Annotated in this window: 23 protein-coding genes; 11 read left to right on the top strand and 12 right to left on the bottom strand. The window is 67.1% G+C overall.

Features of this window, described 5'->3' with window-relative positions; all coding sequences use genetic code 11:
• Positions 1-17: 17 nt before the first annotated feature.
• Positions 18-839, top strand: coding sequence for an amino acid ABC transporter permease (locus FGU64_RS13930; protein ID WP_139953757.1), 822 nt, complete (start codon positions 18-20; stop codon positions 837-839).
• Between the two features lie 19 nt (positions 840-858).
• Positions 859-1494 (top strand): class I SAM-dependent methyltransferase, encoded by a 636-nt coding sequence (locus tag FGU64_RS13925; RefSeq protein ID WP_139953756.1) that lies wholly within the window; start codon positions 859-861, stop codon positions 1492-1494.
• 48 nt (positions 1495-1542) lie between these two features.
• On the opposite strand, the gene FGU64_RS13920 is transcribed toward FGU64_RS13925, so the two are convergent.
• Entirely contained in the window at positions 1543-2256 is a 714-nt protein-coding gene (locus FGU64_RS13920) for a hypothetical protein (protein ID WP_139953755.1), read from the bottom strand.
• Between the two features lie 92 nt (positions 2257-2348).
• On the opposite strand from FGU64_RS13920, the gene FGU64_RS13915 reads away from it, so the two are divergent.
• The 3 genes from FGU64_RS13915 (at position 2349) to FGU64_RS13900 (ending at position 5432) form a co-directional block, all read left to right on the top strand.
• The gene (locus FGU64_RS13915; RefSeq protein WP_139953754.1) at positions 2349-2906 is read left to right on the top strand and encodes a MarR family transcriptional regulator; all 558 of its coding nucleotides are present in this window, start codon (positions 2349-2351) and stop codon (positions 2904-2906) included.
• A 231-nt stretch (positions 2907-3137) separates the two neighbouring features.
• Complete coding sequence (leuC, locus tag FGU64_RS13905) at positions 3138-4547, top strand: 3-isopropylmalate dehydratase large subunit (protein ID WP_139953753.1); 1410 nt, start codon at positions 3138-3140, stop codon at positions 4545-4547.
• A gap of 192 nt (positions 4548-4739) precedes the next feature.
• Positions 4740-5432, top strand: coding sequence for a DUF1013 domain-containing protein (locus FGU64_RS13900; protein WP_136357727.1), 693 nt, complete (start codon positions 4740-4742; stop codon positions 5430-5432).
• Positions 5433-5444: 12 nt separating this feature from the next.
• Here FGU64_RS13900 and FGU64_RS13895 read toward each other — a convergent pair whose 3' ends face one another.
• From FGU64_RS13895 to FGU64_RS13880, 5 genes are all read right to left on the bottom strand, one after another.
• Positions 5445-6161 (bottom strand): YafY family protein, encoded by a 717-nt coding sequence (locus FGU64_RS13895; protein ID WP_136357729.1) that lies wholly within the window; start codon positions 6159-6161, stop codon positions 5445-5447.
• A gap of 176 nt (positions 6162-6337) precedes the next feature.
• A complete protein-coding gene (locus tag FGU64_RS13890; RefSeq protein WP_139953752.1) occupies positions 6338-6928 on the bottom strand; it encodes a DJ-1/PfpI family protein in 591 nt (196 codons plus the stop codon).
• A gap of 67 nt (positions 6929-6995) precedes the next feature.
• Positions 6996-7166, bottom strand: coding sequence for a hypothetical protein (locus FGU64_RS23320; RefSeq protein ID WP_180375533.1), 171 nt, complete (start codon positions 7164-7166; stop codon positions 6996-6998).
• A gap of 100 nt (positions 7167-7266) precedes the next feature.
• Entirely contained in the window at positions 7267-8526 is a 1260-nt protein-coding gene (locus tag FGU64_RS13885; protein ID WP_139953751.1) for an Hsp70 family protein, read from the bottom strand.
• A 109-nt stretch (positions 8527-8635) separates the two neighbouring features.
• A complete protein-coding gene (locus FGU64_RS13880) occupies positions 8636-10543 on the bottom strand; it encodes a propionyl-CoA synthetase (RefSeq protein WP_139953750.1) in 1908 nt (635 codons plus the stop codon).
• A gap of 172 nt (positions 10544-10715) precedes the next feature.
• Here FGU64_RS13880 and FGU64_RS13875 point away from each other — a divergent pair, with 172 nt between their 5' ends.
• The 3 genes from FGU64_RS13875 to purH all read left to right on the top strand — a co-directional run bounded on the left by FGU64_RS13875 (position 10716) and on the right by purH (position 15569).
• A complete protein-coding gene (locus tag FGU64_RS13875) occupies positions 10716-12074 on the top strand; it encodes an RsmB/NOP family class I SAM-dependent RNA methyltransferase (protein WP_139953749.1) in 1359 nt (452 codons plus the stop codon).
• A 64-nt stretch (positions 12075-12138) separates the two neighbouring features.
• Positions 12139-13854, top strand: a complete 1716-nt coding sequence (locus tag FGU64_RS13870) for a heparinase II/III family protein (protein ID WP_246671348.1) — start codon at positions 12139-12141, stop codon at positions 13852-13854.
• Between the two features lie 98 nt (positions 13855-13952).
• A complete protein-coding gene (purH, locus tag FGU64_RS13865; protein WP_139953747.1) occupies positions 13953-15569 on the top strand; it encodes a bifunctional phosphoribosylaminoimidazolecarboxamide formyltransferase/IMP cyclohydrolase in 1617 nt (538 codons plus the stop codon).
• Positions 15570-15576: 7 nt separating this feature from the next.
• On the opposite strand, the gene FGU64_RS13860 is transcribed toward purH, so the two are convergent.
• Complete coding sequence (locus tag FGU64_RS13860) at positions 15577-16947, bottom strand: MFS transporter (RefSeq protein ID WP_139953746.1); 1371 nt, start codon at positions 16945-16947, stop codon at positions 15577-15579.
• A 731-nt stretch (positions 16948-17678) separates the two neighbouring features.
• Between FGU64_RS13860 and FGU64_RS13855 the strand changes: the two genes are divergently transcribed.
• Together FGU64_RS13855 and FGU64_RS13850 are read left to right on the top strand one after the other, a co-directional pair.
• The gene (locus FGU64_RS13855; protein WP_139953745.1) at positions 17679-17939 is read left to right on the top strand and encodes an IS1 family transposase; all 261 of its coding nucleotides are present in this window, start codon (positions 17679-17681) and stop codon (positions 17937-17939) included.
• Positions 17936-18292, top strand: a complete 357-nt coding sequence (locus tag FGU64_RS13850; protein ID WP_139953744.1) for an IS1 family transposase — start codon at positions 17936-17938, stop codon at positions 18290-18292. The genes FGU64_RS13855 and FGU64_RS13850 overlap by 4 nt, the downstream gene beginning before the upstream one ends.
• Positions 18293-18636: 344 nt before the next feature.
• Here the strand turns inward: FGU64_RS13850 and FGU64_RS13845 are convergent, their stop codons facing one another.
• Positions 18637-23436: an NAD-glutamate dehydrogenase gene (locus tag FGU64_RS13845; RefSeq protein WP_139953743.1), complete on the bottom strand. Its 4800-nt coding sequence runs from the start codon at positions 23434-23436 to the stop codon at positions 18637-18639.
• A gap of 145 nt (positions 23437-23581) precedes the next feature.
• On the opposite strand from FGU64_RS13845, the gene FGU64_RS13840 reads away from it, so the two are divergent.
• On the top strand, positions 23582-24145 hold the full coding sequence (locus tag FGU64_RS13840; protein WP_139953742.1) for a peroxidase-related enzyme: 564 nt from the start codon (positions 23582-23584) through the stop codon (positions 24143-24145).
• 3 nt (positions 24146-24148) lie between these two features.
• On the opposite strand, the gene FGU64_RS13835 is transcribed toward FGU64_RS13840, so the two are convergent.
• From FGU64_RS13835 to FGU64_RS13820, 4 genes are all read right to left on the bottom strand, one after another.
• Complete coding sequence (locus FGU64_RS13835) at positions 24149-24442, bottom strand: type II toxin-antitoxin system RelE/ParE family toxin (RefSeq protein ID WP_136356597.1); 294 nt, start codon at positions 24440-24442, stop codon at positions 24149-24151.
• Positions 24430-24702 carry a CopG family ribbon-helix-helix protein gene (locus FGU64_RS13830; protein WP_136356599.1) on the bottom strand — a complete coding sequence of 91 codons (273 nt, stop codon included), beginning with the start codon at positions 24700-24702 and terminating at the stop codon, positions 24430-24432. Before FGU64_RS13830 ends, FGU64_RS13835 begins: the two co-directional genes overlap by 13 nt.
• A 58-nt stretch (positions 24703-24760) precedes the next feature.
• Positions 24761-25375 (bottom strand): LysE family translocator, encoded by a 615-nt coding sequence (locus tag FGU64_RS13825; protein ID WP_139953741.1) that lies wholly within the window; start codon positions 25373-25375, stop codon positions 24761-24763.
• Between the two features lie 61 nt (positions 25376-25436).
• Positions 25437-26351 (bottom strand): DMT family transporter, encoded by a 915-nt coding sequence (locus FGU64_RS13820; RefSeq protein ID WP_246671119.1) that lies wholly within the window; start codon positions 26349-26351, stop codon positions 25437-25439.
• Positions 26352-26366 lie beyond the last annotated feature (15 nt).

The raw sequence follows: 26366 nt of genomic DNA, 5'->3' as shown, positions 1-26366 counted from the left end.
GCGGCCACCCGCTGACGATGGGACCCGCCTCGAAACCCGACTTCCCCTGGTGGCTTGCCGCCGCCGTCGCCATTGCTGCGGCGGCGGCGCTCGCGATTGCCGCCAGCGATCTCTACCGGCAGGTGTTCTCCACCGTCGTCGCCGGCATCGGCGTGACCGTCTTCGTCACGCTGATCGCCTTCGCTATGGCCTCCCTGCTCGGCCTTGCCGTGGCGCTGATGGGCCTGTCGCAGTCGATATGGCTGAGGCAGACGGCGCGCTTCTATGTGGAGATGGTGCGCAGCGTGCCGATCCTGGTGCTTTTGTTCTGGATCGCCTTCGTCGGTGTGCCGTTGTTCGTGACGGCGTGGAACTTCATCACCGCGCCGTTGCAGGATGCCGGCCTGATGGACGCGTTGGTCGTGCGCGACGTCTCGCTTCTGTGGCGCGCCGTCATCGCGCTGACCATCGCCTATTCCTCCTTCATCGCCGAGATCTTCCGGGCGGGTATCAAGTCCGTCGCCCTCGGCCAGATCGAGGCGGCGAAGGCGCTCGGGCTCGGCCGCTACCGGCGCTTCCGCCACATCGTCTGGCCGCAGGCCTTCCGCACCATCCTGCCGCCATACGGCAACGATTTCATCGCGATGGTGAAGGATTCCTCGCTGGTCTCCATACTCGGCGTCGCCGACATCACGCAGATGGCGAAGGTCTATGCGGCCGGCTCATTCCGATTCTTCGAGACCTATTCCATCGTCGCCTATATCTATCTGTTCCTGACGGTCGGCTTGTCATTGGCGCTGAGAGGGCTGGAGAAGCGCCTGCGCAGCCCGGAGAGCCAATACGGGGACGCCGGCCGCTGACTGGTATGGGAGGAAGCCGATGACCGTCGAAAAGGCCAATGCGGCACTGGATGCCGTCTACTCCGCCCGCGATCCGCGCGAAGTCTCTGTCGCCTATGCCGGGTGGGCGGCGACTTACGACCGCGAAACGGCCGAACTCGGCTATCTGCTGCCGTTCCTGATTCCGGCGTGGGTGGCGCGCTATGTTCAGCCCGGTGGCGGGCCGCTGCTCGACGCCGGCTGCGGCACCGGGCTTTCCGGCCCGCAGCTCAAGGCGCTGGGCTACGACGACCTTGCGGGGCTCGATCTCTCCGAAGAGATGCTGGGAATAGCCGCCGGGCGCGACAGCTACGCCGAACTGAAACAAGCGACGCTGGGCGAGCGGCTGCCGTGGCCGGACGGGCATTTCCGCGCCTTCTTCTCCACCGGCGTGTTCACCATGGGCCATGCGCCGGCCGCCGGCCTGCGTGACCTCGTGCGCATCACGAAGAAAGGCGGCCACGCCATCTTCACGGTGCGCGACCAGGTTTTCGATAGCGGTGGCTTCCAGGCCGTGTTCGACGGGCTGGAAGCCGCTGGCAAATGGCGGCCGGTCGAGCAAAGCCCGTGGTTCCGCTGCTATGCGGTGGTCGAACCGGAAGCGCAGGTGAGGACCTTCGTGTTTGAAGTCTGCTGACGCGGCGCCTCTCGCCGTGGCCGGCCACGGCATTGTTTCGACCCGCGATCACTCCTTGACGATCTTGCCCGGCAGCGAAAGATCGCCGGAGGCGACATCGTGCACTCCTGTCACGCACAGCAGCGGCGCCTTGCCTTCCGCGTTCACCTGCAATTCGGCCGTCACTGCATCGAAGGAGACGCCTTCGCCGCCTTTCACCGGCACCGTGATCTTCGCCACCTTGCCCTTCAGCAACGGCGACATGCCGGGGCTGTCGAGCGCCAACGGCAGCATCGGCGCGGTTGCCGGCAGCACGTCGACGCCCGGCGAGACGTCGCGCACCTTCAGGCCGGCGCCGCAGGCTTCGGCCTTTTCCAGAACGACCCAGTGCGAATGCCAGCCGGCGCCGTCGTTGGCCGGGTCGCCGTCGCCGTTCTCGTCGTAGAGCGGCGTGTCGTCGAAGTCCGGATGCGCGGTGATGGCGAGCGCCAGGATGCCGGACTTCTCGGCGAAGCCGACGACGGACGGGTCGAAGCGGGTCGGCCAGACATAGGCCGCGACCTTGGCGCCCGGCAGCTTGCCTGTCGCTTCCGGTTTCACCGACCCGGCCTCGCCGGCGACCTCCATCATGAAGGTAGCGAGCCGACCGTCGGTGGTGGCGGAAGCCGAAGTGATGTCGAAGGCGGCGGGCCTGGCTGGATCGACGGCGCTGGTGATGTCGTGCGCCGTGGCGGTTGCGGCCAGCGCGAAAAAGCCGGCAGCGGCGAGGGGAATGGTTCTCATGATTTCCTCCAATAGTATCGAGTCGATACATTTATGGACTAGCAGGGTCGGCGGACCGTTGCAAGAGTGGTATAGTTACGATACTAAATGCCATGACCGATTCCGACGAAACCATTGAGCTGGTCGAGCGGCTGGCGCGGCTGATCGCCAACGAGGGTCATTCCCACGGGCTGAAGCCGGCGCAATGGGAAGCGTTGCGCTATCTGGCACGCGCCAACCGCTTCTCGCGCACGCCGGGCGGACTGACCGCCTATCTCGGCGTCACCAAGGGCACGGTCTCGCAGACGCTGATGGCGCTGGAGCGCGCAGGCCTGGTCGAAAAGACCGCCAATCCCGGCGACGGGCGCTCAGTTCGGCTCGACCTGTCGGCAAAGGGCCGGGCGCTGCTGGCGCTGGACGGCATGGCATCGATACGGCAGGCCTTGGCCGGACTTGCGCCGGAACGGCAGGCGGCGTTGCGCGAAGGGTTGGCGGCGCTGATGCAGGTCGCCCTTGTGGCGCGGGGTGGACGTGCTTTCGGCATCTGCCGCGATTGCCGCCATTTCGCATGGGACGCACGCGGGCCTGGCGCGCATTTCTGCCGGCTGCTGGAACAGCCGCTGGAAGATGCCGAGGCCGGACAGATCTGCCAGGAGCAGCAGGCGGCTTGAGGACGGCGTCTCGATTGCCGTTCCGGCAAAAGATTGCTATGGACGCTGCCATGGAAGAGCTTTTCGGCGATCCCGCCTACAAGAAGTTCGTGCTGCAGGACCGCAAGCGCCTGCCGGCACGCTTCTTCGCGCAGGTTTGCGGCGCCTTGACCTGCCTGCTCGGCTGATTTTCCGGCCTTCCGGCGGCATTTGCCGGGCTCTTTCCATTCTCAAATCGACGGATTTACGCACATGAGCGCACCGCGCACCCTCTACGACAAGATTTTCGACGACCATCTGGTCGACCGCCAGGACGACGGCACCTGTCTCCTGTGGATCGACCGCCACCTCGTCCACGAAGTCACCAGCCCGCAGGCCTTCGAGGGCCTGCGCATGGCCGGCCGCAAGGTGCGGCACCCGGAAAAGACGCTGGCCGTGGTCGACCACAACGTGCCGACCACGCCTGACCGCGTCAACGGCATCAAGAACGAGGAAAGCCGCATCCAGGTCGAGGCGCTGGCGAAGAACGCCGCCGATTTCGGTGTCGAATACTATTCCGAGAAGGACCGCCGCCAGGGCATCGTCCACATCATCGGCCCGGAACAGGGTTTTACCCTGCCCGGCATGACCATCGTGTGCGGCGACAGCCACACCTCCACGCATGGCGCCTTCGGCGCGCTGGCGCACGGCATCGGTACATCCGAGGTCGAGCACGTGCTGGCGACGCAGACGCTGATCCAGCGCAAGGCCAAGAACATGCTGGTGCGCGTCGACGGCCAGCTGCCGGTCGGTGTCACCGCCAAGGACATCATCCTCGCCATCATCGGCGAGATCGGCACCGCCGGCGGCACCGGCTACGTCATCGAATATGCCGGCGAGGCGATCCGTTCGCTCTCCATGGAAGGGCGCATGACGATCTGCAACATGTCGATCGAAGGCGGCGCACGCGCCGGCCTGATCGCGCCGGACGAGACGACCTTCGCCTATGTCAAGGACAAGCCGCGCGCACCGCAGGGCGAGGCGTGGGACGCTGCTGTCGAATACTGGAAGACGCTGAAGTCCGACGAGGGCGCGCATTTCGACAAGGTCGTGGTGCTCGATGCCGCCAAGCTGCCGCCCATCGTCACCTGGGGGTCCTCGCCCGAGGACGTCGCTTCCGTCCTCGGCGTGGTTCCCGATCCCGAAGAGATCGAGGACGAGAACAAGCGCAATTCCAAGAAGCGCGCGCTCGACTATATGGGCCTGACCGCCGGCACGAGGATCACCGACATCAAGCTCGACCGCGTCTTCATCGGTTCCTGCACCAACGGCCGCATCGAGGACCTCAGGGCAGTGGCGGCCGTCGCTCAGGGCAAGAAGGTTGCGCCGACGGTCAACGCCATGATCGTGCCGGGCTCCGGCCTGGTGAAGGCGCAGGCCGAGGCCGAGGGGCTGGACAAGATCTTCATCGAGGCCGGCTTCGACTGGCGCGAGCCAGGCTGTTCCATGTGCCTTGCCATGAACGACGACCGGCTGGCCCCGCATGAGCGTTGCGCCTCGACCTCGAACCGCAATTTCGAGGGCCGGCAGGGCTTCAAGGGTCGCACGCATCTCGTCTCGCCGGCGATGGCGGCGGCGGCGGCGATCGCCGGCCACTTCGTCGATATCCGGGACTGGAAATAGTCTCGCCGGCATTGACCCGGACGGGCCGGCTCCCAGCCGGCCCGTTTCGTTTGCATCCGCCTTCTTGAGGGTTCTCGGCCAAAATCGTTGCGAAACGGGACAGGAGCGGTTATACACGCCGCGATTTCCCTTACTGGTGGCCTTGTACCACCGCCCGCGCCGGGACGCGGGCGAACGAGAAGGATTTATCTGATGGCCAACACCCTGCTCATGCCCAAGGCGACCGCCGTCTGGCTGGTCGACAACACCGCGCTCTCCTTCGACCAGATCGCGCAGTTCTGCTCGCTGCATCCGCTCGAGGTGAAGGCCATCGCCGATGGCGAATCGGCTCAAGGGATCAAGGGCATGGACCCGGTCATCACCGGCCAGCTCACCCGCGAGGAGATCGCGCGCGGCGAAAAGGACGGGGACTATCGCCTGAAACTTTCGGAGCCGAAGGTGCGCGTGCCCGAATCCAAGCGCAAGGGACCGCGCTACACGCCGCTGTCGAAGCGGCAGGACCGGCCGAACGCTATCCTGTGGCTGGTGCGCAACCATCCCGAGCTGAAGGACGCGCAGATCTCGCGCCTCGTCGGCACAACCAAATCGACCATCGAGCAGATCCGCGAGCGCAAGCACTGGAACGCCGCCAACCTGGTTCCGATGGACCCGGTGACGCTCGGCCTGTGCTCGCAGATCGACCTCGACCTCGAAGTGCAGCGCGCCTCGCGCGGCCGCGAGGCGCCGCAGCCGACCGGCGACACGCTGCTGCCGGCAGCGCTCACCGAGCGCCTGACGCCGGAACAGCCGAAGCCGCGCGACGAGGACGAGGAACTCGACGCCAACGCTGTCTTCGCCAAGCTGTCGGCGCTGAAGTCGAAGGACGAGGACACCGACGAGGAATAAACCGCCGGGTGCTTACGCGCCCCTGGCGGTCGGGCTCATGCCGTAGGCTTCGCTGCGCTCGACCGCGCGGTAGAAGTCGGCGAGTTGCTTGCCGCGCTCCGGCTTAAAGATGCGGCCGGCGATGACGACCGCGCCGATGCGGTCGATGCGGAAGGCGCGGAAATCGCCGCGCATCTCGCACCAGGCGACGAGCGTCCACACCTTGCCCCAGAACCACAGGCCGAGCGGCCTTATATCGCGTTCCGAGCCGCGGCCGGCTTCATCGCGATAGTCGATGGTCAGCACCTGCCGCTTTTCCACGGCGCGCTCGATCAGGTCGATGTTGGCGCGGTCGGTATCGCTGACCACCCACATCGGTGTGTGGATCTCCGTGCGGGCGATGCGGTCCTTCTCGGCGTCCGGCAGCACGGCGCCGATCTTGACCAGCGCCTCGTCGGCCGCGCGCGCCATCGCCGCGCCGCCGAAGGCACGCACCATGCGCGCGCCGGCCACGAGCGCCACGATCTCGTCACGCGTGAACATCAGCGGCGGAAGGTCGAACCCTTCCCTCATCATGTAGCCGACGCCCGCCTCGCCGTCGATCGGCACGCCGGTCGACTGCAGGTCCGCTATGTCGCGGTAGATGGTGCGTTCGGATACTTCCAGCCATGTCCCGAGCTTCTGCGCGGTGACCAGCCGGCCGCCGCGCAAATGCTGGACGATCTGGAAAAGCCTGTCGGCACGTCGCATCGTTCGTATCCCCGGTCCTTATGGTTCCAGCCATCGGCACAGGCATCGCCGGGCGGGCTTGATACCGCCGAAGCCGGCCGTGTTCAACCGAACCGCCCGGCCAATCGTGACAAACGTCCTTCCGGCCCCCTGCCCAAGGCGCGCTGTTATGGCATGGCGCTCCTGACAACATCGTGTCAGGAGGCTTGGCCGTACTCCCTGCCGAACAGCGCGCGCATTTCGGCAAGTTGGGCCTGTTGTCCGGGCAGCAGCGCGGCTAGGAATTCCAGTGCGAATGTTCCGGGCGCGGAGCCCGGCGCCGAGACGATGCGGCCGTCGGCAACCGCATGCGGCACGTCGCGGTAGCGATCCCGCCCGGCATAGTCCGGCAGATGCTTGAGAATCCAGTCGCGTCCGTTGCTGGTGTGTTCGACGCCATCGAACAGGCCGGCGCGCGCCAGCGCCAGCGTGCCGCCGCAGATGCCGCCGACAAGCCCGCCGCGTTGCGCGACGGCGTGCAGCAGCGGGGAAATGTCGGGCGCATCCGCGCTTGGCCATGTGTCGGAGCCGATGACCGCGACGGCATCGAGATCGGCATTCTCGGCAGGATCCAGGGAACGCGCGCCGCTCAGGCGGAACCCGCCGATCGATGTCACCGGCTCGCCGCCGGGCGTCAGCGCGACCGTCTTCTGGCCGAACCAATCCGCGGCGGGACCCGACAGCATGCCGAATTCCCAATCCGCGAAAGCGGGGATGAAAACGAAGCCAATCTTCTTCGGTTCTGACAAGCTGTCCTCCTGTTCGCTCGCCGGGGACTTTATCTGGGTTGCGGCGAGCGGTTTGCCAAGGTTTGATCTAGCGGAAATTGCGGCGGAAGCGATCGTCGTCGCGATCGGGCCAGCCGATGTCCTTCTGGACGCTGAGCGGCAGGTTGCAGAGCAGGCGGCGCGTGCGGCTCTCGTTGCGCAGCGTGCGGATCTTGCCCAGATAGGTCCTCATACCGGAAAACAGCGTGCTCTCTTTCATGACAACCTCCTGTCGATTTGATGGAGGCAGTATCGCACAGGGCTCCTGACAGCAGTCTGTCAGGACGGCGCCGGGGCGAATGGAATTCTTCTGTGCGGCGTCAGCCGAAGCGCCGCGCCGCGTCGATGGCCAGACCAAGGCCGACCGAACCGAATCGATCGGAACGGGACATGCGCGCCCGCTGGAAACGCGACGTGGCGGCCTTTTCCACGGCGGGCACCTGGACGCCGCCACCGGTCAGGATCACGGTTTCGATCGCATCGGCCTTGGTGCCGGCCTGGATCAGGGCATCGTCGATGGAAGCGCCGATCCGATGGACGAGATCGTGGCTCGCCGCTTCGAATTCGGCCCTGGCCACCGGCACTTCGAGCGCCAAGCCGGGTTCGCGCAGGGCGATGGTCCCGGTGTCCGCGTCGGTGAGCGCGATCTTGGTCTTCTCCACTTCCGCGGCAAGGCGGTGGCCGGAGCGATGCCTGAGCAGGTGGGCGTAGCGCTCCAGTTTTTCCGGCTCGGCCGCTTCCCTGATCAGCATGCGGATGTCGTCGGCATTCCTGCGCGTATAGAGCGTATTGATGCGATGCCACGTCGCCATGTCGTTGAAGTACCAGACCGGCAGCCTGCGCTTGCCGTCGGCGGTGGAGGAGCCGAGGCCGAAATGCGGCATCGCCTTGGCGATGTTGAGCTGCCGGTCGAAATCGGTGCCGCCGATGTGGACACCGGTGGTGGAGAGGATGTCGTCGCGGCGGTCGGCGCGCTTGGCGCGTTCGGGCGACAGCCTGAGTACGGAGAAGTCCGAAGTGCCGCCGCCGATATCCACCACCAGCGCAAGCTGTTCTGCGTCGATCGCGTTTTCGTGGCTCAGGGCCGCGGCGACGGGCTCGAACTGGAATTCGATGTGACGGAAGCCTTCCATGCGTGCCGCCGCTTGGAGCTGCGCCTCGGCCTGCCGGTCGGCCTCGTCATCCTCGTCGACGAAGCGCACGGGCCGGCCCAGAACGACCTTTTCGGGTGCCGTGCCTCTTTCGGCCTCGAGCCGGCCGCGCAGATGGCGCAGGAAGCGGCCGATGATCGCCTCGAAGCGCAGGCGCTCGCGCCCGACCTGCGTCGTATCCTTCATGAGGCTGGTGCCGAGGATGGATTTCAGTGCGCGCATGAAGCGCCCTTCGGCGCCATCCATATATTCGAAGACGGCGGCGCGGCCGAAATAGGTCCTGCCGTCCTCGAGGCTGTAGAACAGCGCCGAGGGAATGGTCAGGTTCTCTTCCTCGAGCGGCACGAGAACAGGCGCGCCGCCCGGTTCGCACAGGCCGACGGTGGAGTTGGTGGTGCCGAAATCGACACCACAGAAGGCTTCTGCCATGGTCGGAAGCTCGCAATGGACGGCGCATGACCTGCCGGTGCTGGGATGCGCTTTCTTGGGAAGCGGACGCTCTAGCCGACCGTTGCCGGAAAGGAAAGACCGTTGCGGGTCAGACCCCGATGCCTCTGGCGTGCAGGGCGACGCCGATCTCATCGAGAATCGCCGGATCGTCGATGGTCGCCGGCATCTTCCATTCCTCCTTGTCGGCGATCTTCTGCATCGTGCCGCGCAGCACCTTGCCGGAGCGTGTCTTGGGCAGGCGCTTGATCGTCACCACCGTCTTGAAGGCGGCGACCGGGCCGATGCGCTCGCGCACCAGCGCGATCGCTTCCTTCTCGACCGCGGCGGTGTCGCGCGAAACACCGGCGTTGAGCACGACGAAGCCGAGCGGCACCTGTCCCTTCAGCTCGTCGGCGACGCCGACCACGGCACATTCGGCGACGTCGGGATGTTCGGCCAACACCTCCTCCATGGCGCCGGTGGAGAGGCGGTGGCCGGCGACGTTGATGATGTCGTCGGTGCGGGCCATGACGAACAAGTAGCCGTCCTCGTCGAGGATGCCTGCATCGGCGGTCTTGTAGTAGCCGGGGAACTCATCGAGATAGGCTTGGCGGAAACGCCTGTCGGCGTTCCACAGCGTCGGCAGGCAGGCCGGCGGCAGCGGCAGCTTCACCACCACGTTGCCCAGCGTGCCGTTCGGCACCTCATGGCCGGCGTCGCTCAGGATGCGGATGTCGTAGCCCGGCATCGGCACGCCGGGCGAGCCGTGTTTGACCGGCAGCAGGCCGAGCCCCACCGGATTATGGGTGATCGGCGCACCGGTTTCGGTCTGCCACCAGTGGTCGATGACCGGCACCTTCAGGTGCCGCTCCGCCCATTTGATCGTTTCCGGGTCGGCGCGCTCGCCAGCGAGAAACAGGGTGCGGAACTTCGACAGATCGTATTTGGGCAGGAAGGACGCCTGCGGGTCCTGGCCCTTGATGGCGCGGAAGGCGGTCGGCGCGGTGAACAGGGCGGCGACGCCGTGCTCGGCGATGACCCGCCAGAAGGCGCCGGCATCCGGCGTGCCGATGGGCTTTCCCTCGTACATGACGGTGGTGCAGCCGGCCAGAAGCGGCGCGTAGACGATGTAGGAATGGCCGACCACCCAGCCGACGTCGGAGGCCGCCCAGAACACTTCGCCCGGCTTCATGCCGAATTCGTTCTCCATCGACCAGTGGAGCATGACCATGTGGCCGCCATTGTCGCGCACGACGCCCTTCGGCTGGCCGGTGGTGCCGGAAGTGTAGAGCACGTAGAGCGGATCGGTCGCCTCGACCTGCACGCAGTCCACCCAGGCGCCGGCCGCCTTCTCGCGCGCCATCGCGTCGCCGAGGTCGACGTCGCGGCCGGGGATGAGATCGCAGGGGAGCTGCTCGCGCTGCAGGACGAGGCAATGCTTCGGCTTGTGGCGGGCAAGCTCGATGGCGCCGTCGAGCAGCGGCTTGTAGGGCACGGTGCGGCCGGGCTCCAGCCCGCAGGAGGCTGAAACGATGACGCTGGGCTGGGCGTCGTCGATGCGGGTTGCCAGTTCGCGCGCGGCAAAACCGCCGAAGACCACGGAATGGATGGCGCCGAGCCGCGCGCAGGCGAGCATGCCGATGGCCGCCTCCGCCACCATCGGCATGTAGATGATGACGCGGTCGCCCTTGCGCACGCCGTGGTGCCACAGCACCTGCGCCAGCGCCACCACCTCGCGCTGAAGCTCCAGGAAGGTGTAGGTGCGCACCTTGCCGGTCATGGCGCTGTCGTGGATCAGCGCGAGCTGGTCCGCGCGGCCGTCCGCGACATGGCGGTCGACGGTGTTGAAGCAGGTGTTGCAGACGCCGCCGGCGAACCAGCGGCCATAGATGCCGTCAGCCGCGTCGAACACCGTATCGAACGGCTGGTACCAGTCGATCCCCTTCGCCGCCTCGCGCCAGAAACCCTCTGGGTCGCGCTTCCAACTGTCGTAAACCTCATGATAGCGCGACGGCATCTCTTTCCTCCCGAATGCTGCTTTCGCCCCAGCTTAGCGCCGCGAGGGCGAAGGCGTCCATCTGACTATGGGCTGATGTGCCGGGCCTGGATGCCCGTCGACGGCGGCCGCGTTCGTCCTTTGCCTGCCGCTGCCCCTCGACAAGCGTCCGGCTCCGTGACATGGGCGGCCTATGAACAAGTCAAAGGCGGCCCGTCCCTCTCGCCCCTCGTCCGCTCCGGGCCTTGCCGCGCGCAAGGCGGCGGCGCGGCTGCTGGCGGCGGTCATCGACGCCCACACCCCGCTCGACGGCATGACAGACGCCGAGCATGGCCATCCGCAATACCGGGTGCTGGACGGCCGCGACCGCGCGCTGGTGCGCGCCATCGTCGTCACGGCGCTGCGTCATCGGCGCACCATCGCGGCGCTCCTGGCGCGGCGGCTGGAAAAGCCACTGCCGGCCAATGCCACCGCGCTGTCCCACATCCTGCATGTCGCGGCGGCGCAGATCCTGTTCCTCGACGTGCCCGACAGCGCCGCCGTCGATCTCGCCGTCACCCACGCCAAGGAGGACCCGCGTACGGCGCGCTTTTCCGGGCTGGTCAACGGCGTGCTGCGAGCGCTGGCGCGAGCCAAGGATGCGGAACTGCCCGAGGCGCTGGCCACGACGGCCGACGCGCCGGACTGGTTCGCCGAGCGGCTGGCGGCGGCCTACGGGGAAGAAACGACTGGAAAGATCCTCGAAGCGCACCGGCACGAGGCGCCTGTCGACTTCACCGTCAAGGGCGATCCCGCGCCATGGGCCGAGCGGCTCGGCGGCGTCGTCCTGCCGACCGGTTCGGTCCGCGTCGAGCGGCTTGCCGCGCCGGTGACCGAACTGCCGGGCTTCGCCGAGGGCGAATGGTGGGTGCAGGACGCCGCCGCCGCGCTGCCGGCGCGATTGCTGGGGAACGTGCGTGGCATGCGCGTGGCCGACCTGTGCGCAGCGCCGGGCGGCAAGACCGCCCAGCTCGTGCTCGCCGGCGCCGAGGTCACCGCCATCGACACCTCGCGCAACCGGCTGGCGCGGCTGAGGCAGAATCTCGACCGGCTGAGATTGGGCGCCGAAACGGTGCAGGCGGACCTGTTGGAATACCAGCCGGCGGCGCCGTTCGACGCCGTGCTGCTGGACGCGCCCTGCTCCTCGACCGGCACGGTGCGCCGCCATCCCGACGTGCCGTGGACCAAGACGGCGGCCGACATCGCCAAGTTGGCCGATCTGCAAAGGCGCCTGCTGGAGCGCGCGGTGAGTTTCGTGCGGCCGGGCGGTGCGGTCGTCTTTTCCAACTGTTCGCTCGATCCGCAGGAGGGCGAGGCGCTGCTTGCCGCCTTTCTTTCGGACCATGCCGGGATCGCGCTCGATCCGGTACGGCCGGGCGAATTCGCCGGCATCGATCCGTTCCTGACCGCCGAAGGCACCCTTCGCACCACGCCGGCCGACCTCGATCTCGGCCGGCCCGGCGTTTCCGGACTGGACGGATTCTTCGCCGCGCGCCTTCGCATAAAGCGTTGAATCATATAAACTTGTTTGTGGGCGAAAGAGTTTTGGAGGGATGTTGGCGCTCGCAGCCGGCAACATGACGCGTCTGTGGGCGCTTGTCGCACGGGAATTCTGGCGCAAGACCCGCCGACGCATGCGCGTCGGGCCGGTTTTCCGTTGGCGTTATGCCGGGCGGACGCCCGAGCGCGTGCTGATCGCGCCGCCGGATCTTCGGCTCGCCGATCCGCAGATCGCCTCCGAGATCTACTACGGCCGCTATCCGCTGGCGGGACATCTGGTCGAGACGGGCGGCCAGTCGCCGTTCCAGATGGAGGTGGCGAGCCGCGGCTGGGAAAAGTCGCTGCACGGCTTCCGCTGGCTGCGCCACATGCGCGCCGCCGGCACCGAGCTCGCCGCCGCCAATGCGCGTGCGCTGGTCACCGACTGGATCGCCATCCACGGCAGCCGCATGGGTGGCCCGGCCTGGGAGCCCGGCACGACGGCAAAGCGCATCATCGCCTGGCTGCAGCATTCCTCTGTCGTGCTGCAAGGGGCGGAATTTCCCTTTTATCGCGCCTTCCTGAAGTCGCTTGCCATGCAAATCCGCTACCTGCGCTCGGCCGCACCCGGCATGCCGGACGGCAAGGAGCGGCTGCGCGCCCGCGTGGCGCTGGCTTTCGCGGCGCTTTCGTTGCCGGCGCCGGCCTCGGCGCTGCGCGCCGCCACGCGCCATCTGGCGGAAGAACTGGATCGCCAGATCCTGCCCGACGGCGGCCACATCTCGCGTAGTCCGCTTGCCGTGCTGGAAATCCTGGCCGATCTCCTGCCGCTGCGCCAGACCTACGCCAACCAGGCCGAGCAGCCGCCCGCCGCCCTCATCGGCGCCATCGACCGCATGCTGCCGGCGCTGCGCTTCTTCCGTCACAGCGACGGTAGCCTTGCCCGCTTCAACGGCATGGGCGCCACCATCCACGACCGTATCGCCGCCATCCTGCGCCATGACGATACCGACGGCCAGCCGCTGCTGCACGCACCGCATTCCGGCTACGAGCGGCTCGCGGCGGGCGGCGTGACCGTCATCGCCGACACCGGCCCGCCGCCGCCGACCGAGGTGTCGGAAGCCGCGCATGCCGGCTGCCTGTCGTTCGAACTGTCGTCGGGGCGCCAGCACTACATCGTCAACGCCGGCGTCGACACCTACGGCGCGACCGAGTTCCGGCCGCTGGCGCGCGCCACCGCCGCGCATTCCACCGCGACGGTCGAGGATACGTCGTCGGCCCGTTTCAGCCACTCTTCCCGTATCCGCGACCTGATCGGCACACCGTTGATCGCAGGGCCGGAGCATGTGGTGAGCCAGCGTCTCGACGCTGGAGGCCGGCAGGGCTTCGTCGCCAGCCATGACGGCTACGTCCGGCGCTTCGGCATCCTTCACGAACGCGAGCTGACGCTTTCGGCCGACGGCGACCAGCTCGTCGGCCACGACCGCTTCCTGCGGCCGGACGGCAGGCCGGTCCGCGACGACAGTGGCCACCGGGGCCATGACGCCATCGCCGTGCGTTTCCATATCCATCCCGATACGAGCCTGTTCCGCGACGGGCAGGACCGGCTGGTGCTGGCCGCCGAGGGAGCCGACGCCTTTGCCTTTGCGTGCGAGGACGTCGAACCGGAGATCGAGGAATCGATCTTCTTCGCCGGCCTCGGCGGCCCCCGCCGCAGCCGCCAGATCGTGCTCGCCTTCCGCGCTTCGGAATTGCCGGAGGTGCGCTGGCGGTTCGACCGGGTCGCCTTTGCCGGCTTGCGCGAGCGCGGCTGATCGCCATCGGCCGGCTTGGGGCCAGCTTGGGCGTTTGAATTATGGCTCCCATGTGCTACGGCGCGGCCCTGCTCCCATCGCTCCGGAAAGGCCCCGCCATGGCCGTCGCCACGAAGAACATTCCCGCTCCCGACCTTGTGCCGATCCGCCGCGCCCTGCTTTCGGTGTCCGACAAGACCGGCCTCGTCGATTTCGCCAGGGCGCTGTTCCATGCCGGCGTCGAGCTGGTGTCGACCGGCGGCACGGCCAAGGCGATCGCCGAAGCCGGCATCACGGTGCGCGACGTCTCCGACCTGACCGGTTTTCCCGAGATCATGGACGGCCGGGTCAAGACGCTGCACCCCTCCGTGCACGGCGCCCTGCTCGGCATCCGCGACGATGCCGAACACCGTGCGGCCATGGAAGCGCACGGCATCGAGCCGATCGACCTCGTCGTCGTCAACCTCTATCCGTTCGAGGAGGTGCGCCGCTCCGGCGCCTCCTATGCGGCGACGGTGGAGAACATCGACATCGGCGGTCCGGCCATGGTGCGCGCCTCGGCCAAGAACCACGCCTATGTCGCCGTCGTCACCGACCCCGAGGACTACGCCGCCGTGCTGAACGCGCTGGACCTCAACGCCGGCAGCCTGTCGCTGGATTTCAGGAAGAAGCTCGCCGCCAAGGCTTTTGCTCGCACGGCCGCCTACGACGCCGCCATTTCCGGCTGGTTCGCCGAGGCGCTGGAGATCGAGCATCCGGCATGGCGTGCCTTCGGCGGGCAACTGGAAACGGTGATGCGCTACGGCGAGAACCCGCACCAGCAAGCGGGCTTTTATGTCACTGGCGAGAAACGGCCCGGCGTGGCGACGGCGCGGCAGTTGCAGGGCAAGCAGCTCTCCTACAACAACATCAACGACACGGACGCGGCCTTCGAGCTGGTCGGCGAGTTCGATCCCGCGCGCACGGCCGCCGTCGCCATCATCAAGCACGCCAATCCCTGCGGCGTCGCCGAAGGCGCGACGCTGAGGGACGCCTATCTCAAGGCGCTGGCCTGCGATCCCGTCTCGGCCTTCGGCGGCATCGTCGCGCTCAACCGCATCCTCGACGCGGAGGCGGCGGAGGAGATCGTGAAAACCTTCACCGAGGTCATCGTTGCACCCGACGCGACCGAGGAAGCGGCGGCGATCGTGGCGGCCAAGAAGAACCTCAGGCTGCTGGTAACGGGCGGCCTGCCCGATCCGCGTGCCGCCGGGGCGATGGTGAAGTCGGTCGCCGGCGGGCTTCTGGTGCAGGGCCGCGACGGCGCCGTGGTCGACGACCTCGACCTGAAAGTGGTGACGAAGCGTGCGCCGAGCGATGCCGAGCTCGCCGACCTGAAATTCGCCTTCCGCGTCGCCAAGCACGTCAAGTCCAACGCCATCGTCTATGCCCGGAGGCTGGCGACTGTCGGTATCGGCGCCGGCCAGATGAGCCGGGTGGATTCCTCGCGCATCGCCGCCCGCAAGGCCGAGGACGCGGCCGACGCAGCGGGCCTGTCCGAGCCGTTGACGCGCGGCTCGGTGGTTGCCTCCGACGCTTTCTTCCCCTTCGCCGACGGGCTCCTGGCGGCGGTCGAGGCGGGCGCCACGGCGGTCATCCAGCCGGGCGGCTCGGTCAACGACAAGGATGTGATTGCCGCCGCCGACGAGCACGGCATTGCCATGGTGCTGACCGGGACGCGGCACTTCCGGCATTGAGATCGGGCTATCTCTTCTTGTCCGCCGGATAGGGCGTTCCGGCCAGAATCCACAGCCCGGCGCCGAGGAACAGGATGATGACGGCCATGCCGAGGCGCGGCGAGCCCGACAGCGCGGTGACGGTGGCGACGAGGAAGGGCGCCGCGAAGGAAGTGGCGCGGCCGGCCAGCGCATAGATGCCGAAGTAGCGGCCGGATTCCTCCGGCGTCACCGAGCGCGCCATGTAGGAGCGCGACGAGGCCTGCACCGGGCCGAAGGCGACGCCGATGAGCAGGCCGTAGACGATGTAGGCCTTTTCCGCCGCCGTGCCGAACAGGCCGCCGGAATCGGCGCCCGACAGCGGCAGCGCGAACAGGGTGAAGCCCGGCCCGGTCGAGACGATGCCGACGGTGGCGAGCGCCAAGAGCACCAGAGAGATCATCACCACCGCCTTGGAGCCGAGGCCGGTGTCCAGCCTTGCCGCGACCCAGCAGCCGAAGATCGCCACCACGTTGAGGATGATGCCGTAGACGCCGATCTCGGTGATCGACCAGCCGAACATGGCAGCCGCGAAGGCGCCGCCGAGAGACAGCAGCGCGTTGACGCCGTCCTGGTAGATCATGCGGGCGACGAGGAAACGGAAGATGCCGGCGCGCTTGCGCACCTCGCCGAGCGTCGCCTTCAGTTCGGCCAGGCCCTCACGTACCGCCGGGCCGACCGGCATGCCGCGCTTCGCGTCCGGCGTCCACAAGAACATCGGCAGGATGAAGACGAAGTACCACAGGGCCGACAGCGGGCCGGTGGCGCGTGCGTCCTCGCCTTGCGCCGGGTCGAGGCCGAACAGGGGCGTTGCGCCGACGATGGTCTTGCCGGTCTCGGGCGAGCCGGCGAGCAAAGCGACGACGAAGATCAGCGCGATCATGCCGCCGAGATAGCCGAGCCCCCAGGCAACGTTGGAGATGCGGCCAATCTGAGCCTTCGGCACCAGCCTGGGCATCATGGAATCGTTGAAGACGGTGGAAAATTCCGCCGCCACCGAGGCCAGCGAGAAGGCGAGCACGACGAACCACAGGTTCGAGCCGGGTGCCGCGAACCACAGCGTGCAGAGCGATATGATCTTGACGGCGGCGAAGAAGGCGATCCACGGCTTGCGCGGGCCGGTCTGGTCGGCGATGGAGCCCAGCACCGGCGACAGGATGGCGATGACGAAGCCGGCCGCCGCCAACCCATAGCCCCACACGGCCTGCCCCATGGCCGGATCGCTCGACAGGCGCGAGACGAAATAGGGGCCGAAGATGAAGGTGGTGACGACGGTAAAGAAGGGCTGTGCCGCCCAGTCGAAGAACATCCACCCCCAGATGCCGCGTCCGGATGCGCGCTGAACGGCTGCCTCGGTCATGCTCCCTCCGGCCGCGCCCCGTTGCGGCGGTGCCATGTCTGCATGTTTTTGAGAACGGTGCAAAGGGGTGGCTTCTGTGATCGAGGGGATCGTTGGGTGCGAGTTTCGCCGCCGCCACGCTGCCTTTCGGCCCTGGCCATTGTCAAAGAGCTGACCTCATTTGCTTGAGGTCGGGAAGCGGGCGCGGGAGCCGTGCCTGCTAAGTTAAGTAATGGCGCGGCATCCCGCGCCCGCCGGTGTCTTGCCTCCCCGAGGGTCGTTGCCGCCTTTCGGGCGGCCCGCTGGCTCGGTCGAGGCCCGGACTTGGGGGCTCATCACCCAGCAGCGCACCGTTACGCTGCCAGCCCGGCACCGTCCCCTGCCACAAGCGCCCGGTTCGCGACCCGCGTTCCCGCACAGGAGATGACGGGCAGTATGGAGCGGGTAGAAAGGACGGGGATAGATTTCGGGAAGTTTTTTTGAGTGCGACGCCAAAGCTGTCCGCATCTACCGCGCTTGCGGCGGGGCGATCACATATGGAATTCGACCCCCACTCCGTCTTGCTTCGCAAGCCACCTCTCCCCCGTTCGACGGGGCAATGTTTACAATGGACTGTGATTGGATTCTTCTGGGTAGAGGTGATTTGCCCGGAGGTTTGCATGATCTGTCCGCAGTGTGGGAGCAGCGACTTGCGCCGGAGCGGCTCCAAGAACGGAGCGCAGCGCTACCAGTGCAGGCAGTGCCGGCGCTACATGACCGACAAGCCGCCGCGCTTCGGCCCCGAGATCAAAGCCAGGGCCGTCGACATGTATCTCAACAATGTCGGCATCCGGAAGATCGCCAGGTTCGTTGGCGCGTCGCCGGCCGGGGTGCTGCGCTGGATCCGCAAGGAGCATGACCGGCTGCAGGCGCGCATGCCCACGGCCGAGCCACCCCATGCCGGTGCGGCAGCGGACATCATCGAGATGGACGAGATCTACACCTTCGTCCAAAAAAACAGCAGCGCGCGGTGATCTGGACCGCCTTCAGCCGGTGCCTCAACCGGGTGGTGGCCTATCATATCGGCGACAAGGGCGTCGCCAGCGCCATGGCCATCTACCGGCTGACCAAGCAGGCTGTGGGCAACATCGAGATCATCTATACCGATGCCAACTCCTGCTACAGGCTCGCCTTCGAGCGCCACGGCGTGCCCGAGCCGCATACCCAGACCAAGGCCCAGACGCACCTGATCGAAGCCTCCAATTCCTCGATCCGTGACAACCTCGCCCGCTTCAACAGACGCTCCAAGCGCTTCTCTAAGACCTACAACATGCTCGCCATTACCCTCGACCTGTTCTTCAACAGGCACATTCTGAGTCCAGTGTGAACACTGCCCCTCAAGGGGGAGAGGAAGCGCCGTTTGCAGGCTTGGTTCCCTTCCTCTCCCCTTTTGAGGGGGAGAGGTGGCGCGCGTAGCGCGACGGAGTGGGGGTGATTTGCGCCATATGCGATTGCCCTGCCGTTTACGGGGAGAGGGTGTCGGCAGGCAGGTGAGGAGCGGCGCGAACTTTCGCGAGCTGGTGCTGCCCCTCATCCGGCCCTCCGGACCACCTTCTCCCCGTAAACGGGGAGAAGGAAGATCACCGCCCGGCCCTCGGCTACGGCCTCGGGCGTTCGAGCCCTTTGAAGGGTCCACCGGACCCTTCAATCCGCCTTCGGCGAACCGGGCTCTCACCCCGCCGTCAAGTCATTCATCAGGCCGGCCGCCACCGACAGGCGCGAGACGGTGAGGTCGCCGCCTTCGGTCAGCGCCTGCAGGCGCTCGCGGATGCGGGCCACGCGCTCGCCGCCGGCTTCCAGCCAGGCCGCGACCGGGTCGGCGGCCGTGCCGTGCGCCGTCAGCGCCGCCACGGCGATGCCGCGCCGGGCGGAGCCGATGGTGTCGGCGGCGCGCGCCAGCGCCAACTGGTCGTAATAGTCGGACGCCGAGATCGTGCCGACCGCCTCCTCGATGCGCGGGATGCGGAAGGCTTCGCCGGCGGCGAAGAAGGCCTTTGCCGCCGCGACGATGTCGGCGCCGGCGAGCCGTGCGGCGGCTGCGATGTCGGGGATCAGCGCCGCCGGTTCGCACAGAGCCAGACGCTCGGCCAGTTTTTCCGGCGCGCCGGCCGCGGCAAGCTCCAGCCGGTGCTCGTCGAGACGCTGGCGCGAATAGGCCGGCAGCAGCGAGGCGAGCTTCGGCTCCAGCGCCTTGCGCGCTTCCTGCAAGGTCGCGATGCGCTCGGAAAGCGGCGCATTGCCGGTCTCGTTCTTCAGATACCAGCCGCCGGTGACGAAGATGAGTCGGCTTACCATCTGGTAGAGATCGAGCTGGGTCTGCCCGTCGATGCGGTTGTCGAGCGCGTCGATCTCGGCATAGAGGGCGGGCAGTGCGAAGCCGTCGCGGATGACGGAGAAGATGCGCACCACGTCGGCGGCGCTGCGCCCGGTCGATTCCATCAGCCGGTTGACGAAGGACGGGCCGCCGCGGTTGACCAGGTCGTTGGCGACGACGCGGGCGATGATCTCGCGCCGCAGCCGGTGGCCGTGGATCTCGGCGGAATACTTCTTGGCCATGCGGTCGGGGAAGTAGCCCATCAGGTCGCGATCGAAATGCGGCTCGTCCGGCACGTCGGAAGCGACGATGTCGGAGAACAGCACGATCTTGGCATAGGCGAGCAACACGCCGAGCTCCGGCCGCGTCAGCGGCTCGCCGCGCGCCTCGCGCTCGGCGAGCGCGGCCGGCGAGGGCAGGGTCTCCACCGTGCGGTCGAGCAGGCCGCGCGCTTCGAGCGCCGCCATGAAGCGGCCCTGATGGGCGATGTCGGCCAGCCCGCGCTTGCGCGCCAGCGACAGCGCCAGCGTCTGCTCGTAGTTGTTGGCGAGAACGAGGCCGCTCACCTCGCCGGTCATCTCGGCCAAGAGCTTGTTGCGGGCCGGTCGTGCCAGCGAGCCGGCGCGCATGGCCGCCGCCAGCGCGATCTTGATGTTGACCTCGACGTCGGAGCAGTTGACGCCGCCGGAATTGTCGATGGCGTCGGAGTTGTTGCGGCCGCCGCTGAGGGCGAATTCGATGCGGCCGCGCTGGGTGACGCCGAGATTGGCGCCTTCGCCGATGACCTTGGCGCGGACGTCTGCGGCGTTGACGCGGATGGCGTCGTTGGCGCGGTCGCCGACCTCCTGATTGGTCTCGCTCGTGCCCTTCACATAGGTGCCGATGCCGCCGAACCACAGGAGGTCGACAGGCGCCTTGAGGATGGCGGTCATGATCTCGGCCGGCGTCGCCACCGTCTTGGCGATGCCGATGGCGGAAGCCGCCTGCGGCGTCAGCGTGATCGACTTCTGCGCCCGCGACACGATCATGCCGCCGGCCGACAGCAGCGCCTTGTCGTAGTCCTGCCAGCTGGAGCGCGGCAGCGCGAACAAGCGCTTGCGTTCGGCCATCGACGGCGCCGGATCCGGGTCGGGGTCGATGAAGATGTCGCGATGGTCGAAGGCGGCGACCAGCCGCGTCTGGTCCGACAGCATCATGCCGTTGCCGAACACATCGCCGGACATATCGCCGACGCCGACGGTGGTGAACGGGCTCGTCTGGATGTCGCGGTTCATCTCGCGGAAGTGGCGCTTGACGGCCTCCCACGCGCCCTTGGCGGTGATGCCCATGCCCTTATGGTCGTAGCCGGCCGAGCCGCCGGATGCGAAGGCGTCGTCCAGCCAGAAATCGTGCTTCTGCGAGATCGCGTTGGCGGTGTCGGAGAAGGTCGCCGTGCCCTTGTCGGCGGCGACGACGAAATAGGGGTCGTCGGGGTCGCGCCGCACCACGCCCTCGGGCGGAATGATGCCGTCGAGGCCGATGTTGTCGGTGATCGACAACAGGCTGGAGACGAAGTTGACGTAGGCCGCGCGGCCGGCCTCGAAGACCGCGTCGCGGCTGCCGCCGACGGGCAGCTGCTTGGGGTAGAAGCCGCCCTTGGCGCCGACCGGCACGATGACGGCGTTCTTGACCTGCTGGGCCTTGACCAGGCCGAGCACCTCGGTGCGGTAGTCCTGCGCCCGGTCCGACCAGCGCAGGCCGCCGCGCGCCACCGGGCCGAAGCGCAGGTGGACGCCCTCGACCTCGGAGCCGTAGACGAAGATCTCGCGCCACGGCCTGGGCTCGGGCAGGCCTTCGACGGCGCGCGAATCGAGCTTGATGGCCAGCGACTGGCCGCGTTCCTGCTTGCCGTCGACGAAGTGGTTGGTGCGCAGCGAGGACTCGATCAGGTTGAGATAGCGGCGGATGATGGTGTCGTCGTCGATATTGGGGACTTCCTCCAGCGCATCCTTGATCTTGGCCTTGAGGTGCCTGGCGGTGACGGCGCCTTCGCCCTCGGCGTCCGGGCCAAGCCGGGCGACGAACAGCGCGTGCAGGCCGCGCGCGATGTCGGGATAGCGGTTGAGCGCCGCGGCGATGAACTCCTGGCCCTGCGGGATGCCGGCCTGCTGCAGGTAGCGGCCGTAGGCACGCAGGACGAGGATTTCGTTCGACCACAGGCCGGCGGTCTGGGCGAGCCTGTTGTAGCCGTCATTGTCGGCGTCGCCGCGCCAGACGGCGAGGAAGGCGTCGTCGAACAGGGCGCCGTCGTCGGCAAGGTCGATCGGCTTGCCGTCGGCGCTCTCCAGCTCCATGTCGTGAATGAAGACTTTTTCGTCGCCGTTCTCGCCGATTTCGAATGTGCGTTCGGAGATGACCCGGAAGCCGATGTTCTCCAGCACCGGGACGCGCCGCGACAGCGCAACCGGCGCGCCATGATGATAGATCTTCAGCGACGCCTGCTCGGCGCTCTGGCCGGTGTCGCGGTAGTAGTCGATGGCGATGGGGTTGGCGGCGTCGATGCCGACGATGCGGCCGGCATCGACCAGCGCCTGCGCGGCGGTGAAGGAGTCGCGATAGCTTTCGGGGAAGCGCGCGGCCACGCCGCGCAGGGTCGGATCGGCGCCGCCGGTTTCGGCGGCTTCCGCCAGCGCGTCGTCCCAGGTGCGCACCATGCCGCGGATCGCCGCCTCGATGGCGGCCTGCTCGACCTTCGGCGTCTTGCCGCCGGAACGGCCGATGATGAAGTGGACGCGGGCCAGGCCGCCTTCGGGGAAGGCCGGATAGTAAGCCGACAAACGACCTTGGTAGACGGTCTTCAGATAGGTGCCGATCTTTTCGCGCGCCACCGAATCGTAGCGGTCGCGCGGCACGAAGACGAGGACGGAGACGAAGCGGTCGAACTGGTCGACGCGCACCAGCGCGCGCACGCGCGGCCGCTCCGACAGGGCCAGGATCGCCTCGGCGTGTTTCCTTAGGATGGGGGTCGGCACCTGGAACAGCTCGTCGCGCGGATAGCTCTCCAGCACGTTGATGAGCGCCTTGCCGGAATGGTCGTGCGGGTTGAAGCCCGACTTGGCTATGATCGTCTCGGCCTTGGAGCGCAGGTAGGGGATCTTCATCACCGAGCGCGTATAGGCGGTCGAGGTGAACATGCCGACGATGCGCAGCTCGCCCGACAGCACGCCCTTGGCGGTGTAGGTCTTGACGCCGATGTAATCGAGATAGATGCGCCGGTGGACGACCGACTTGGCGTTGGCCTTGGTGACGATGAGCGGCTCCGGCCCATGCAGGAAGGCGCGGATCTCGGGTGTCGTCGTCACCGCCTCGGTGCCGCGCCTGAGGATCAGCACGTTGGGATCGGTGAGGATGCCGAGGCCGGGGCTGTCGCTCAGCTCCAGCTCGCCGCTCTTTTCGCCGCCCGTATATTTGTACTCGCGCATGCCGAGGAAGGTGAAATTGTCGTCGCGCAGCCATTCGAGGAAGGCGATGGCCTCGGCGACGCTCTTCTTGTCGAGCGGCACCGGCGCATAGCGGAATTCGGAGATGGCCTGGTCGAGGCGGGCCAGCATCGGCTTCCAGTCGCGCGTGGCGGCGCGCACCTGCGCCAGCGTCGTCGCGAGGCGGGCGGACAGTTCCTCGGCCTGCCCGGCGCCCAGGCGCGGCACATGGACGTGCACCACGCTCAGCCGGTCGTGCGTGCCGTCCTCCCTGACCAGGCCGCCTTCGCCGAGGATTTCCTCGACACCGGCCCTGCCGTGGCGGACCGCCAGCACCGGGTGGGTGACCAGCGTCGGCTCGCCCGCCATCTCGGCCACTTCGCCGAGGATCGAATCGAACAGGAACGGCATGTTGTCGTTGACGACGGTGATGACGGAGAGCGGCCGCCCCTGGCGCGATATGCCGGCATCGGCATCGATGGCGACGACACTCTCGCCCTTCCTGTGGCGGGCGACGGCGCCGGCGACGAGGTCGGCGGCCTTCTTCAGGTCAGCCGCATCGTAGGCGGCGACGTCCTCGACCGGCGCGCGGCTGAGCAGATGTTCGGCCAGCCCGCCGGTTCCCTCGCCCGTCCTTGCCGTAGCCTTGGCTGTCCCAGCGGTTTTCTTCGGCTTGGCTACGGCTTTCCGGCTGGCCATGGCGCAAAATCCCTCCCGTCACAATGCTTTGGCGGTATCGTAGCCAGATGATCCGGAATTTGCGACCGTGGTTTGACGGCGCGCCGAAAATAAAACCGATTCAAACCCGACCGCCCTTTTCGGGCGATACGTGAAGGAGACAAACATGGCCGAAAAGATCACCGCCCTCGACCTGCCGACGGGCGATCTCAGCGACGCGACCAAGGCCTATTTCGCCAAATGTGAGGAGAAGCTGGGGCTGGTGCCGAACGTGCTGCTCTCCTACGCCTTCGACGAGAAGAAGCTGCGCGCCTTCACCGACACCTATAACGACCTGATGCTGGGCCAATCGGGCCTGTCCAAGCTGGAGCGCGAGATGATCGCGGTCGCGGTCTCCTCCATCAACCAGTGCTACTACTGCCTGACCGCGCATGGCGCGGCGGTGCGGCAACTCTCCGGCGATCCCGCCTTCGGCGAGATGATGGCGATGAACTGGCGCGCCGCGGCGCTTTCGCCGCGGCAGCGGGCGATGCTGGAATTCGCCGTCAAGCTGACGGAAGCGCCGGCCAAGATGGTGGAAGAGGACCGGCAGGCGCTCCGCGCCGCCGGTTTTTCAGACCGCGACATCTGGGATATCGCCGCCACCGCCGCCTTCTTCAACATGTCGAACCGGCTTGCCGCCGCCATCGACATGCGGCCGAACGCCGAATACCACGCCATGGCGCGGTAGCGTTCAGTAGCCCGCTTCTTTCTGGTGTCTGAACGCGAGTATGAAGACGGAATCTTCCTCGGCAATGAAGCGATAGAGTGCGACGTAGCCGGAATCCCCGAACGGGATGAGCAGTTCACGCAATTGCGGTTCGTCAGGCTCCGGACGCCCGATTTCGGGATGTGTTTCGAGGAACGAAAAATGCCTGCCTACGGTCTCGGCGGCGCGCCTTGCGGCGAAAGGATTCTTATCGACCAGAAAGCGTCTGCACCGTTCAAGGCCGGCCGCTGCGCCGGCAGTCACGATCACTCGTGGCACGTGGGGACTTCCGTTTCCTCTTCGGTGCCCCAGCTGCCTAGCCAGTCACGCACTTCCTGTCCCGTCAGGTGCAGCCCTGTTTCACGATAGGCGACCCATGACTCTTGCGCCTCGGCGCGAAAGCTTGCACGCGCCTCCTCGCGCTCGACATACTGTTCGATTGCTTCGCGCATGATCCAATGCGACGAACGCCGGCGGCTCTCCGCCAGTCGTTGCACGCGGCTTTTCAGGTCGTCGTCGATCTTGACTGAAATGGCCATTGTTATCCCAAGGTATTACCTGTCGATAACAATAGGCTGTTTTTCCGCTGAAACAAGCTTACGACCGCGCCGCGATCGCCGCAGCCGCGGCGCCCATGGTGCCCGCGCTGATGCGGTTGGCGATCTTCATGGCGCGCGGGCTCTTGAGCAGCTTGCGCGCCTGCGCCGCCGCCAGCACCCAGGAAAGGTCGATGGCGACCAGCACGGCGGCCATGGTCGCGGTCAGTTCCAGCCAGCCGACGACGGTGACCGAGCCGAGGTCGATGATGGTCGGCAGGAGCGCCAGGTAGAACATCATGATCTTCGGATTGCCGAGCGTCACGGCCATGCCGGCGAAGAACAGTTTCAGCGGCGAATCCTCCTTCGGCAGGTCGCCCGCCTTTGCCTCGACCGGCGCCGTCCACATCTTCCAGGCGAGCCAGGCGAGGTAGGCGACGCCGATCCATTTCACGACGATGAAGGCGAGGTGGAAGGTCTGCGCCACGACCGCCAGCCCGAAGACGGCGAAGGACAGCCAGATGCCCTCGCCGATCCACATGGCGAGCAGGAAGGGAAACACGTCGCGAAAACCCTTCGAGATGACGCGGGCGACGAGGGCCGCGATCGAGGGGCCGGGCGAGCCGGCGGCGACGAGCAGCGCGCCGGCGAAGATGAGGAGCGAGGTGAGGTGCATGCGGCAAATCTACGCCGGCTCCCGGCGTTCGCGCAAGCCGGCCCGGCAAGAGCCCAGGCCGTCAGACCGCAGCCGCCTCGATCGGTTCGGCGGCCAGTTTCGGCTTGGCCCGCGAGGCGATCAGGCATCCGGCGATGATGAGGAGGGCGCCTGTCATGGTCGACCAGGTGACGCTTTCCCGGAAGAAGACCCAGCCGAGCACGATCGCCCAGACGAAGGCCGAATATTCCGTCGGGATCAGATACTGGGCCTCGGCGCGCGCATAGGCCCAACTCATCAGGAAATGGCCCGCGAGGGCAAGCGCCGTCACCCCCGCCAGCAGCGGCCACTGATCGTGCGGCACGCCGGTGCCCAGCCATGGCGAGGCCAGGCCCAGCGTGATGCCGACGACGAGGTTCTGGAAGAACACGATCTCCAGCGGTTTCGCCACCAGTGCCTGTTGTCGCGCCAGGATCAGGTTATAGGCGTAAAGAACCGCCGAGGCGATGATGGCGGCCATGCCGAGCAGGGCGTCTGGCGCATAGCCGCTCTGGCCGAGCTTGCCGAATATGATGACCAGGACGCCGGCCATGCCGATGAGCGAGGCCCCCACTGCGGTGCGGCTGATCCTCTCCTTCAGCATGAGTGCGGCGAGGAACAGGGCGACGAGCGGGGCGACGAAGGAAAGCGCGATCGCCTCGGCCAGGGGCAACCGCCCCAGGCCGAAGAAGAATGCCAGTGCGACGAAGCTGACGATGACGCCGCGAACCGCATGCAGCCTGACCGCCTTGGCGCTCGGCCGGCGGCTGGATAGCGCCGCCCAGATCGGGCCGGCCGTCGCCGTCGCCAGGATCGAGCGCCACAGAAGGGCGTTGTAGGCGCCGATCACGACGACCAGCGCCTTGACCGATGCATCCATCGCCGACAGCAGGAAGATGCCCAGTGTGCAGACCAGGACGGCCGGCAGGGGCGAAGGCGCGGTCTTGATGCTTGTCACGATGGCGATCCGGCT

The organism is Mesorhizobium sp. 8 (assembly GCF_006351905.1).
In the GTDB taxonomy this organism is placed as follows: Bacteria; Pseudomonadota; Alphaproteobacteria; order Rhizobiales; family Rhizobiaceae; genus Mesorhizobium; species Mesorhizobium composti.
Note: the sequence above shows the minus strand (reverse complement) of the source record. Positions and strands in the feature narration are given on the sequence as shown.